Genomic DNA, 13,091 nt, shown 5'->3' with positions numbered 1-13,091 from the left:
CATCACCCGACTGATTCAATTACAGGATTTTCATGTCAGAACCCACTACCCCGAATACGCCGGCGCCCGGCTATGGTGCCGACTCGATCAAGATGCTCAAGGGCCTGGAGGCGGTACGCAAACGCCCCGGCATGTACATCGGCGACACATCCGACGGCACCGGCCTGCACCATATGGTCTTCGAGGTCGTGGACAATGCCATCGACGAAGCCCTGGCTGGTTACTGCGATGACATCGTCGTCACCATCCACGCCGACAACAGCATCTCGGTGTCCGACAATGGCCGGGGCATCCCCACGGCCATCCACAAAGACGACGAACACCACCGCAGCGCCGCCGAAATCGTCATGACCGAGCTGCACGCCGGGGGCAAGTTCGACCAAAATTCCTATAAGGTCTCCGGCGGCTTGCACGGCGTCGGGGTGTCCTGCGTCAATGCACTGTCCCAATGGCTGCGCCTGACCATTTGGCGCAACGGCCACGAACACCACATGGAATTCCGCCAAGGTGACCGCGTCGCCCCCCTGGCCGTGGTCGGAGATTCCGATCGCACCGGCACCCTGGTGCACTATCAGGCCGATCCCGAAATCTTCGCCAATATCGATTACACCTACGATATTCTGGCCCGCCGCCTGCGCGAGCTCTCGTTCCTGAATAACGGCGTCAAAATCCGCCTGGTCGACGAGCGCACTGGCCGGGACGAAAATCTGGCCTTTCTGGGCGGGGTCAAAGGTTTTGTTCAATACATCAACCGATCCAAGACCGCCCTGCACGACAATGTCTTCGCCGTCTCCACGGATTCAGACGCCGGGGGCGTGCGCGTCGGTGTCGAAGTCGCCATGCAATGGAACGACAGCTATACCGAAACCGTCCTGTGCTTCACCAACAACATCCCGCAACGCGACGGCGGCGCCCACCTGACCGGCCTGCGGGCCGCCATGACCCGGGTATTGAACAAATACATCGCCGATAACGAGCTGGCCAAAAAAGCCAAGGTCGACACCACCGGCGACGATATGCGCGAAGGCCTGGCCTGCGTGCTGTCCGTCAAAGTCCCCGAGCCAAAATTCAGCAGCCAGACCAAAGACAAGCTCGTTTCCAGCGAAGTCCGCCCTGCCGTCGAGGAAGCCGTCAGTCGCACCCTGGAAACCTGGTTGCTCGAAAACCCCAACGACGCCCGCGCCCTGTGCTCGAAAATCGTCGAAGCGGCCCGCGCCCGCGAAGCCGCCCGCAAGGCGCGCGAAATGACGCGCCGCAAAAGCGTGCTGGAAGGTGCCGGCCTACCCGGAAAACTGGCCGATTGCCAGGAAAAAGACCCCGCCCTGTGCGAACTGTATATTGTCGAAGGGGACTCGGCCTGGCGGCTCCGCCAAACAAGGCCGAGACCGTAAATTTCAAGCCATCCTGCCGCTGCGCGGCAAGGTTCTGAACGTCGAAAAAGCCCGCTTCGACCGCCTGCTGTCCAGCGAACAGATCATCACCCTGATCACCGCCCTGGGCACCAGCATCGGGCCTGATTTCAACGTGGATAAACTGCGCTACCACCGCATCATCATCATGACTGACGCGGACGTCGACGGCGCCCACATCCGCACTTTGCTGCTGACGCTGTTCTATCGCCAAATGCGCGAACTGGTCGAGCGCGGCTATATCTACATCGCCCAACCCCCCCTGTACAAAGTCAAGGTTGGCCGCGAAGAGCGCTACCTGAAAGACGATGCCGAAGAAGCCCAATTCATGCTGCAACTGGCTCTAAAGGACACCGAACTCGTCCCTCACGCCGATGCGGCCCCTATCCGCGACGCCGCCTTGATGGATCTGGCCCGCCAATATGTGTTGGCTGACAACATCATCGCCCGCCTATCGCGCGTTCTCGACATCGAAGCCCTGTCCGCCATGGCCGAAGGCGTACAGATCAGCCTGGTCGACGAAGCTGCTGCCCGCGCCAGCGCCCAGGCTCTGGAAAATGCCCTGCATGATCCGGCTGACACCCATGGTGTGCACGTCGAAGCCCAGTACGACGACATCGAAGACTCCTGGCAACTGGCCGTCATCCGCCCCCACTTCGGCAACCAACGCGTCAGTATCTTCGACCGCGCATTCGTGCGTGGCGGTGACTATGCCGTGCTGGCCCGCACTGCCAAGACCTTCATGGGCTTGCTGGGCGACGGCGCCCTGGTCCGCCGCGGAACCGGCGACAAAGCAAAAGAAAAGCCCGTTTCGGACTTCCGCGAAGTCATGCAGTGGCTGCGCACCGAAGCCGAACGCAGCATCAGCAAGCAGCGCTACAAAGGCCTGGGGGAAATGAATCCCAGCCAACTGTGGGAAACCACCATGGACCCCGCCGTACGCCGCCTGCTGCGCGTCCAGATCGAAGACGCCATTGCCGCCGACGAAATCTTCGTCACCCTGATGGGCGACAACGTAGAACCCCGCCGCGCCTTTATCGAAACCCACGCCCTGCAGGCGGGGAACATCGACGTTTGATGTGTCGATTCCCATAATTAATGAAAAATTCCGACAATTAATGAAAATCGATTCCCATAATTAGTGAAAAATCTGTAGCAGTGCAGATTTGCAGGCGGGCTCCGATACTTACAGCGGAGCCCGTTTTTTTGGTCACGTATATCGAGGCAGTCGCTCGGCCAAGCCAAGAAGTCAATCGAAGCGTCTTTTAAGAGGCTCGTGTTCGGGAGTTCAGTCTCGCTATATTCATAAGACACATATAGTTTCAAAATAAATATAGAAGTGAACAAAAACAGCAAATGCCTTTTTTGGGAGTCGCTCTGGTCAATAAAATCTATGTTGTTGATTTTATTGGAAAATATTCAGCCAGAGTATTTTAGCGCATGAGTTAATTTAATTCATGTTAGCTATCGAAAATAGAAAATTGATAGTTCAGGACTTGTCCTGCTAGATCGGATTGCATAGACTGAAACCCTTTACAAACTGCCTGAACCCGGCATGCATATGGACGTTATCGAGCTGATCTATCGACTGAAGCGTGCCGGGCGTACCCAAGTAAGCCTAGCCCAAGAGCTGGGGGTCAGCCGCGGCGTGGTGAACGACGTCATTCATGACAGAGGCGCGTCCTTGCGAGTCGCCTCCCATATCGCTGCAGTGATCGGGGTCGATGCACACCAACTCTGGCCGGATCGTTATAAAGACCGACCACAACCTCGCAACGCGGGCACACGCCCTGACTCGAAGGAGGAATGCCAGCCAGAAAAATAAAAGCCGAACAACTTTCGTCGCTCGGCTTTTGCCCCTGGGAAGGGAGAATACTGCATCTCGTAAATACAGTATTGCTGCTTCCAGTGGCTTAAGTCAAGCCGAGATTCCTCAAAAGTAACACTTCGTTTCCCTGCGTCCAGGCGCAGGGCGGGTGTTCTTGCGCCTCCTTCCTGCACGGTCGGCCTAGGCACTGGGGACTCTTTCACCCAAAAACTGGAGCAGCAGCATGTCCAATACACCAAAAACCCCGCGATCACGCACGGTGATCACCCCATCTGGGGGAATCGTAAGAGGGAAATTCCCTAGCCGGAAAGCAGCCCGGATGGTCCACCACGAAGGCCTCTTGGAGCTTGGGGCATGTCTATTTTTTGAACTCTCGCCGCGTGTCATCTCGTACCAAGAGCAGCCACCGAAAATCCAGTACGCGGACAATGACCGCCTACGCGTCTACACCCCTGACTTTGAGTTGGTTCTCGACGACGGTAATACCGTACTCGTCGAAGTAAAACTTGCTGCCATTCTGGCTCGCCCAGAAATTCGCCAGAAATATGACCTGATCTCTGGCCACATGCAGCGCGACGACCAGCCATTCAGCATCCTTACTGACGAATGCATACGGAGGGAGCCGCGCCTCAGCAATCTACACCTTGCTTATAGAGCACTGGCCGCACACAGTCCCTCACAAGCACGCCTGGAGAGCTTCCTACCTCAGCTTATTGCTCTACAGAACCCGAGCATTCACTTGGTCAACTCAATACTGAGGCCTCACAAGATATCCGCCTTTGACCTCTTTGCAGGTGGATATATGACCTGTGATTTAACACAGCCGTTGAATTCTTCAACACTGGTTTCCATCAGCGAGGAGCGTGATTATGACTGGATTCAGCTTTCAAAAGAACTCTCGCTTTGAGCACCATAGCGAGGAATATAAGGTGCAGCGAATTAACCCTGACCAGACCAGTGTTGTGGCAGAGCGCATCATTGATGGACAGATTTTCTGTCTAAACATCAACGACCTTCTAAACGCCTTCGGTGATGGAAACCTCCGATTTCTGAACGCTGCATCAAATGGTGATGAGCCTCCGCTATGTCAGAGGCCCATCTCTGAGCTAAACGGTTTCACGCGAGCCGAGCTGGATAGGAGGCTCGCCTATGTGGCGGCAATACGGGATGCGTCTCCAGACAGCATGACGCCGGAATCAATCATGCCGATACGGGATGCCGTAGCGAGAAAAATTGCTGACCCGAAGCCGCCAAGCTTCACAAGCATTTATCGGTGGGTAGGCTGTGCCGCACTGCAGCGTGACTTCAGGGCACTGATACCGCGCTACGACCGCCGTGGGCCGAAAAATGTTCGACAGCCCTCACGAGTCGTAGAGCTATTTGAAGAGGCAGCAGAACGGGCTTTCGGCAGTAGCCCTCAAGCCACCGTGAAGAGAGTGCGGGAAGAGCTATTCACGTTAATAAGCAAAGAAAATTCTCTACGCCCGAAAAATCAACAATACAGAATCCCCGGAAAATCAACCTGTTATCGCCTTTTTTCACGACTAGATCAATATCAGGTATCTGTTTTACGCGAAGGAAAGAGAATCGCTATGCGGAAATTCAAACTTTCTGGAAAAGGTGCCGAAACCTCTCGAATTCTCGAACGGGCGGAGCTGGACCATACTCCACTTGATTTATTTTTGATCGACGAAAAAACCCAGTTGCCGCTGGGCAGACCTACGCTGACTATGCTGCTGGATCACTATAGCCGCATGCCTCTTGGTTATTATTTGGGATTCAATGCGCCCTCTACGGCGGCAGTTTTAGCCGCATTGCGCCATGCCATCCTGCCCAAAAAAAAACAGCAGTCGAGTATTGGGTTAGAGATAAAAGGTGATTGGCCGTGTCACGGCATTCCAGAAACACTCGTCGTCGATAACGGCTTGGAATTTCATAGCCAAGCGCTGGAATTTTTGGCATTCACCTTGGGAATGCGTATTCAGTATTGTCCTAAAAAACAACCGCAGTTTAAGGGGTGCGTTGAGCGCTACTTAAAAACGATCAACTACTCGTTCACGCATCTCGTACCAGGCACGTCATTTTCTAAATACTATGAACGGGGGGACTACGACCCTCAGGAACATGCCGTGCTGACCCTAGGTGAATTTCAGGAATTGCTGGAGAAATGGTTTATTGACGTATATGCAAAAACCGTTCACAGCACCCTAGGAACGACACCGCTGGAAAAATGGACCTCTAGCGCAAAAAGCTACATCCCCAAACTGCCTGAATCCGCTCAGAAGCTGATCAGTGAAATGGGTATACCCTGCACGCGACATTTACGACATGACGGTCTCCGGCTGCACGGCATCTATTACAGCGGTGAGGATTTAGCTCCGATTCTACGTAAATTTGGGCCTGGAACAGAACTCACCCTCTCCTACGACCCCAGTGATCTCGGGTCGATTCGGGTTTTTGATCCCGTCTCGCACGAAATTGCATACACCGCCTACGCAAAAAATTTTTACTACGCCAACGGACTCTCGCTCAATCAGCATCGGTTGATTCGCCAGGAACTCGTGCGCCAGGGACGATCCGCAGAAGACCCAGTTGAGCTGGAGCAGGAAAAGCAGGCGCTCCGGGAAAAAATAGCGGAACTTGCCGTCAGCAAAAAACACTCGAAAAGGCGCTTGGCCGCACGCCTACGTGGAGCGCAAAAACAGGTTGAATCAGCTAAGCCTAGGATAGCCAGATCCGTCATTGAAAAGCCCACCCCCAAAACATCTCCGTCTTTCAAAAAGTCGGCTTTAGATGCAGGAAACCGGCCAAGAATCGGCACATTCAAAATGCACAACCCAGGGGTGATGTAATGGACAAGGGCGAGTTCTATAACGCCCTTCGGGCATTTGATAACGAGTATGTCAATTTTTCGTCATTCGGAAAAATCATCACAGAGATGGAGCAGATACTCGACCTATCCCGAAATACGGGCATGGTAAGAAATCTGCTCGTTACAGGCGAAAGCGGTTGCGGCAAAACCAGTCTGGCCCGAGCATTTCAAATGCGATACCCCAAAGCTCATCTCGCGGAACAAACGATCACGCCGGTACTGCTGGTGGAGGTACCCTCTCTAGGCACCGTGGGGGCAGTAGCACACGCCATTCTCCGGGCGCTGGGAGATCCCTACCCGGAGAAAGGTCGCGTCGCAGATCAGACGGCCCGGATCGAGGTTCTGATACGGAATTGTAAAACCGAAATGCTCATCCTGGACGAGGCACAGCATATTTATGATCGAGGACGGAGTAAAACCCAATACGCTACTGCAGATTGGCTCAAAACGCTGATCAATGGGATAGAAATCCCTGTCAGCCTATTTGGAATTCCGCGCCTCGAAAATATTTTGGAAGTCAACGTCCAGCTACGACGGCGATTTGCCGCGCCTATGGAATTATCTATTGGGAGCCCGAGCGATATTGGATTTCTGGATGCAAACTTCGATGTAATTAACGCTCTAGCACCGGCATTACCAATTCCGCTCTCGCTGAGAAAAATCACGCCTGCCGATTTAACCCAGAGAATTTATTTTGCAACGGATGGGCGAGTCGGATACCTAAAACGACTCCTGTCCATTGCTCTCCAAGGGGCATGGGAGAACGATGATAACGAAATCACCCTTGACACACTGGAGAATGCATTTACCCACATTTGGCGCGAGGGTGTGGGCAGCCTAAATCCGTTCAGCCGAGATTTCGTCTATAGGCGGCTGGACCGTGTGGGCGAGCCATTCGCGGGGGACCGTACAGCATGACGATGAGCAGGTTCATCACGTACCGAGATTTCCCGTGTAGGCCCCAGCGCCAGAATGGGGAGAGTTTAGTTGGATACGTATATCGCCTGATGTCCGCTAACGGACACGCCATTTCTGCAGGGGGGCATTATCGGGCGGTGCAGCAGCTCTATCGTGGGGATTTGACGCGATCCCGAGAGCCTCTGCAGCAACTATCTGAGTTTATTGGTGATTCGACATATCAGGACTCCAAGTTCTGGGAAGAGCGCCTATGCATGCTGTATTCGGGTGGAAACCCCGCAGGTCTCAGTTTTCCAAAACTGCGGGCAGATAGCCCGTGGCTATGCCCACTATGCATGCAAGAAAACCCATTTCATCGTGAGTATTGGACTCTCCCCCTGGCAAACACATGTCCTCGGCATGGCGTGTCGCTGAGCGCCTGCTGTGGGGTGTGTGGCGGGGCCCTGACCTGGACCACTCTGCAGGCGGGGTGGCGATGTGCCAGAGGGCATGTCGTCTACGACGTACAACCCATGGCAGCCGAAAAATCCGCCGCCCGCGACCGGCTATTTTCCATCCATCACCATTTTGCTTTCGATGGTGGGGCTAAGCCACTGCTTGAGCGGTATCGAGATGACGCGACCATTCATGAAATGCATGTCGCATATTACTGGGTCACGGCCCCCAGGAGGGTCGGAGCGGCATGGGGGCTTAGCCTGCCTCGACCCCGTGCTACAGCGAACAATCCGGCACCACTAAAACCGGAACCTGCTAATGTCAGTGCAGTTCCCCTGTCCCATGCATTCCTGCGTTGGGTATATCTCTGGCGCATCGTAATGAGACCGCTCGGGGCACATATCCCTATGCCGCTGACGGTCCTTAGCCATGTGGCGAGACGACGGCCGACCCGCACCCACACATCCCAGCAACGACAGAGGAAACGCACCTCAGCCACCGCAGAGTCTCTTTACGCCCATCGGGTCATGCAACTGCCGCATATATTGGTGAAACTGAATGAAGCTGTTCCCAGGTCAGTCGGGCTGTCAGCGCTCAGTTGCCTTGACCACTGGTGGCCGGAAACTGTTCAAGCAGCCAAAGCGGCAGGACTCCTTAGCCGTCACGGTCTCGACGGGCGGGATGCCCACACGCCGAAGCGCCGTCAGACCGCCGCGCATCGGATGCGGGTCGAAACCGCAGTGGTTACGCTGCTGGACCGTTTACTGTTCGCCGCATGCATGATGTTTAACGCCCATGATCTGCAGGGGTTTTGTTCCTCCTTCATCTTGCCCCGGTCATTGCCAGCCAACACGCGCAGGCCTATATACAAACGGCTGACGGCGTACCTTATGACCTGTCCACTACCAGAACTCACCACCTGGAATACACAGATCGAGGCGGATCTGGCGCAGCGGCATCAGGAGCTTTGTGATGCGCTCCGATGATCTGGCGACCATGGAGGCGCTCGATGCCTGTTTCCCCTGCAGACCCAGGCCAGTGCCCGGGGAGCTATTGCAGGCCTACCTGCATCGCGTCCTCCGTGCCAATGGTCACAGTTCGCTGCGTAGCCTGCATGACGGGGAGAGCGATGCGGTAGAGGTCCGGGCCTTCCTGCAGCACATGGTCGGTCTATCCGCCAATGAACTGGCTAGGCTGACCGAACCCAGCTCTGATATTTCACAGGCACAGGAGGATGTGAAAATTCTCCTGACTCCCCGCATTCGCTGGTGCCCGCAGTGCGTCGAACAAGAACCTGTCCTCCTGGGCCGCTGGCTGTATCGGACTACCGTCGTTTGCACCCTGCATGACTGCTTCATGCGTGATGAGTGCCCACACTGCCACGCCCCACAGAGGGCTTCGGAATTTACCGCTACCTGTGGCGAGTGCGGTGCATCGATTTGCAGGCCTGTCAGCGATGATGTGCCTGAACCGCTGTTCCAACTGCAAACTTGGCTTGACGAAGCGCTCGTCCAGGGCCAGCAGCACCCCGCACTCTTCAACCTCAACTACTACCAAGCCGCGAAGCTGGCCCACTATCTGGGCATCCTGGCGTGCAGTGGCCGTCAGGGCTCCCTCCAGGAGAATGCTTCGTCACGCAGAATGCCACACGACCGGCTACTGATGAACGCGGCATCCGGCGTCCTCACACGCTGGCCGAGTACTTTCGTCACGATGCTGGCGCTGGTACAGACCGTACCGGCCACCAACAGTCTGCAGCGTGATTTTGGGAATCTGTACGTCGTTCTGTACCGCTCGTTGAAGGGAGAGGCGTACCAATTCCTGCGAGACACGTTTGAAAACTATGTGAACGCCCACTGGGCAGGCATGCTCAGCGCGCGAAACAAACGTCTCTCAGAGCAGACTCGCCGCAGCCATCCACGCATGACCTTCAGACAAGCGGCACGCCTGGCCGACGCTACGCCCGCGCAACTAAAACGCATGCGCCCCAGGCTGCAGGCGCACGAGATCGCATTCCCGTCCGGTCGGCGGCTATACACGCTGGAATCAAGCCATCTGCCTCAGATCAAGGGCGTGACCCTGACGCAAGCGGCTAATAGACTGCACCTCCCAAAACGGCGCATTCGCGGGCTGATCGCGGCCGATGTCATCCAGCCAGACATCTCCCCCGTCAGCACCTCCGCTTCTGCATGGTTCATTTCAGAAGAGCACCTTCGTCGTCTGTTTTTCCACTCCACCGGGCAAAAAGAGGGAGGTGTGGCGCTGCACCATGTATTGCACTATGGAAAGCTGAGTGAGGCGGAGTTTATCGACCTGACAAAGGCATTGCTGGCTCAGGAACTCGATGCGGTCAATCTCCCCTGCGATGACAACATCCCGCTGGGGCTGATTGAGCTGAGCCGCGAAGACCTACGGCGCTGGCGCCTGCAACAACGGGCCAGCAAGAACGGATCGGTGTCCGTTGACGAAGCTGCGACAGTGTTGGGCATCAAACAGCAGGTGGCGTATCAGCTCGTCCACCAGGGCCTGTTGACAAGCTATCAAGTGCCAAACCGTACAGAGGTGCGTGTGCGCAACGTCGATCTGCAGGATTTTCAGCGCACCTATGTCTCACTGGCCGAGTTGGCCCGCCGCCAGAAAACCTCACCAAAGGCCCTTTTGGGCAAGCTGCTTTGCGAGCCGGTGACTGGCCCTACTGTGGATGGGACACGGCAATATTTTTACCGGATTGCTGATCTCATGGCCCGCAGAGAGACCTGAGGAATGACCCATAGCCATAAATCCAGTAAGCAACCGGCCAGTGTAGTCGCAAGGTTTCAATATTTGTGCGAATATTTCACGGGTATAGGACATTGGTAGCACTCTGCTAGAGCAAGGACTAAATACATGGCGGTCGGTCAGGGAAGCATCATGCAGGCGTTGGAGAAAATGTATTCCGACTTGAATCGGGATGAGTTCATTTTCTCTTTCTTGGATGCGTATGGGTTCCCCAAGAGCACGATCACTCGACTCCGCAATGGCGGCGATAGCCGCAACGTTGGCCAAGGCAATGACATTGGGCTCAAGAAAAAACTGTACTTCCGGGTCGTGCCGACGGGTGGCGATGTGGTTGCCGAGGCCGAAGCGCTCAAAGATAGTGACATCGTTGGCCGTAACGACATCCGGTTCGTGATCGCTACCGACTTTGAGACGCTGGTGGCATTTGACCTGAGTGCCGACGAGCGTCTGGAAACCAGCCTGGGCGAGCTAAGCAAGAACTACGCCTTCTTCCTGCCTCTTGCCGGGTATGAAAAGGCCGTGATGCACTCGGAGCACCAGGCCGACCTGAAAGCCTCTGAAAAGATGGGGCAGTTGTTTGACCTGATCCGCGAGCGCAACGACCTGTCCAAGCCAGAGGACATCCACGCGCTGAATGTGTTCCTGACCCGTCTGCTGTTCTGCTTCTATGCCGAAGACACCGGCATCTTCGCAGAACGCCAGATGACCTCGACCCTGCAAGCCTGCACGAAAGAGGACGGCTCGGACGTAGACCTGTTTTTCAGTGATCTGTTCACCGTGCTGAACCTGCCGGATCAGTCACCCGAGCGCCAGCGCATGCCGGAGCACTTCCGCCAGTTCAGGTATGTGAACGGCGGCCTGTTCCGCGCCGATGAGCCCATTCCCGAGTTCGGGCGCAAGGCTCGCCGGATCTTGCTCGACTGTGGGTCGCTGGACTGGTCGCAGATCAATCCCGACATTTTCGGCTCGATGTTCCAGGCCGTGATTGATGAGGAACAGCGCGGCAACCTGGGCCAGCACTACACCTCGGTCTCGAACATCATGAAGGTGATCCAGCCGTTGTTCATGGATACCCTGTATGCCGAATTGGAGAAGTCTCGTCGGAGTGAAAAGCGGCTCAAGGAGCTGCTACTGCGCCTGCAGAACCTGCGCATCTTCGACCCGGCCTGCGGTTCAGGCAACTTTCTGATCATTGCCTACAAGGAATTGCGCAAGCTGGAGATGGAAATCATCAATGCGCTGAATGTGCTGGGCAAACAAGGCGAGATGTACTACTCGGGTATCAAGCTGACCCAGTTCTACGGCATCGAGATTGATGACTTCGCCCATGAGGTCGCCACGCTTTCTCTCTGGTTGGCAGAACACCAGATGAACCTGGCGTTCAAAGAGAAGTTTGGCTATGCCGAGGCGGCCCTGCCACTGCGCGACGGTGGCAACATTATTTGCGACAACAGCCTGCGCCGAAACTGGGAGGAAGTGTGCCCCCCAAAAGATGAGCAGGGTAATGAATACGAAGTGTATATCTGCGGGAACCCGCCGTTTCTGGGCACGACAGAGCGAACGGAAAAACAGTCCGCCGACATGAAATACGTTTTTTCTTCCTTTAAGTCCATAGGATATTTGGATATTGTTGCCGCTTGGTTTTGGAAAGGGGCAAACTATATCCGGGGAAAGACCGCGAAGTGTTCATTCGTGTCAACAAACTCCGTTTGCCAGGGCGACCAAGTATCTCTGCTTTGGCGGCCAATTTTTGACTTGATGGTATCAATCGACTTCTGCTATCAAACCTTTCCTTGGAGCAATAATGCCAAGGGAAAAGCGGCGGTGCATGTCATCATCGTTGGGTTGAAAAACAGTAACGACCTTAGATCAGCCCCAAAAATTTTTGAAATATTGGGTAAGGAGCTCCGGGTGAGCGAAGTAGAAAACATAAGCCCATATCTAACCCCGGGCTCAAACCTTTGCATCGCCCCTCGAACAAAACCATTGGCTCAAGTAAGCCGAATGATTTTTGGCAACAAGCCTACGGACGGTGGAAATTTTTATCTTTCAGAACAAGAAAAACAGGACTTCATAAACAAACACCCACAGCATGTTAACTGGATCAAAAAAATAGTAGGCGCGAGCGAATTTATCAACGGAGGTTACCGCTGGTGCTTCTGGCTGGTGGATGTTCCGCTTGACGAGGTAATGACCATTCCCGAGGTCGCCGAGCGTTGCAAGAAAATTAGAGATTTAAGAGTGGCGGCTGGACACGCTGCAGCCCTGAAGGGCGCTGAAAGGCCGCATACTTTTCTCCAAGTCGCACAACCTAAGGACGGCCACTACATTTTGGTGCCCAGCGTGTCTTCTGAACGCAGGGCCTATGTACCCATAGGCTTCCAAAGTGCGGACATCATTTCAAGTAATCTGAATATGATGATCCCCAATGCCACCCTCTACGAATTCGGCATCCTCACGTCGGAAATGCACAATGACTGGATGCGGGCCGTGGCAGGGCGCCTTGAAAGCCGTTATCGCTACTCTGCCACGCTGGTCTACAACACCTTCCCCTGGCCTGACGCCTCTGAGGCCAAACGCAAGCACATCGAGTCCCTGGCCGAAGAAGTACTGCTGATCCGCGAAGACTACCCGGATAAGTCCCTGGCGGATCTGTACGACCCGGACAAGATGCCCGCGCCGCTGCTGGCCGCGCACAAGACCCTGGATCGTGCGGTGGAGGCCTTGTACCGTGACCGGCCTTTCCGCGACGCATCGGAACGGCTGGAGCATCTGTTCAATCGCTACGAGAAGCTCATTACCGAAGAGCAAGCAAAAGCTCCGGTCAAGAAAGCCCGAGGAGGCAAGTGAC

The 13,091-nt window shown here is 55.1% G+C and carries 7 protein-coding genes and 2 pseudogenes; all 9 read left to right on the top strand.

Annotated elements, in window-relative coordinates:
• The first annotated feature begins 32 nt into the window (after positions 1-32).
• The 9 genes and pseudogenes from gyrB to VDP81_RS07740 all read left to right on the top strand — a co-directional run bounded on the left by gyrB (position 33) and on the right by VDP81_RS07740 (position 13,090).
• Positions 33-2,487 (top strand): annotated as a pseudogene (gene gyrB / locus VDP81_RS07775) (DNA topoisomerase (ATP-hydrolyzing) subunit B).
• 483 nt (positions 2,488-2,970) lie between these two features.
• The gene (locus VDP81_RS07770) at positions 2,971-3,234 is read left to right on the top strand and encodes a helix-turn-helix domain-containing protein (RefSeq protein WP_323011977.1); all 264 of its coding nucleotides are present in this window, start codon (positions 2,971-2,973) and stop codon (positions 3,232-3,234) included.
• A gap of 226 nt (positions 3,235-3,460) precedes the next feature.
• Positions 3,461-4,144, top strand: a complete 684-nt coding sequence (locus VDP81_RS07765; RefSeq protein WP_323011976.1) for a TnsA endonuclease N-terminal domain-containing protein — start codon at positions 3,461-3,463, stop codon at positions 4,142-4,144.
• The gene (locus VDP81_RS07760) at positions 4,107-6,089 is read left to right on the top strand and encodes a Mu transposase C-terminal domain-containing protein (protein ID WP_323011975.1); all 1,983 of its coding nucleotides are present in this window, start codon (positions 4,107-4,109) and stop codon (positions 6,087-6,089) included. Before VDP81_RS07765 ends, VDP81_RS07760 begins: the two co-directional genes overlap by 38 nt.
• Positions 6,089-7,027: a TniB family NTP-binding protein gene (locus tag VDP81_RS07755; protein WP_323011974.1), complete on the top strand. Its 939-nt coding sequence runs from the start codon at positions 6,089-6,091 to the stop codon at positions 7,025-7,027. Before VDP81_RS07760 ends, VDP81_RS07755 begins: the two co-directional genes overlap by 1 nt.
• Positions 7,024-7,428: pseudogene (locus VDP81_RS15345) on the top strand (TniQ family protein); the annotation flags it as partial. The gene VDP81_RS07755 and the pseudogene VDP81_RS15345, both read left to right, overlap by 4 nt.
• Before the next feature lie 582 nt (positions 7,429-8,010).
• Entirely contained in the window at positions 8,011-8,448 is a 438-nt protein-coding gene (locus VDP81_RS07750; RefSeq protein WP_323011973.1) for a hypothetical protein, read from the top strand.
• A complete protein-coding gene (locus VDP81_RS07745) occupies positions 8,435-10,222 on the top strand; it encodes a TniQ family protein (RefSeq protein WP_323011972.1) in 1,788 nt (595 codons plus the stop codon). Before VDP81_RS07750 ends, VDP81_RS07745 begins: the two co-directional genes overlap by 14 nt.
• A 126-nt stretch (positions 10,223-10,348) precedes the next feature.
• Positions 10,349-13,090 (top strand): DNA methyltransferase, encoded by a 2,742-nt coding sequence (locus VDP81_RS07740; protein ID WP_323011971.1) that lies wholly within the window; start codon positions 10,349-10,351, stop codon positions 13,088-13,090.
• Position 13,091: the final 1 nt, after the last annotated feature.

It is taken from the genome of Castellaniella sp. (assembly GCF_034675845.1).
Classification (GTDB): Bacteria; Pseudomonadota; Gammaproteobacteria; order Burkholderiales; family Burkholderiaceae_B; genus Castellaniella.
This window is presented reverse-complemented; position numbering and strand designations above follow the sequence as displayed.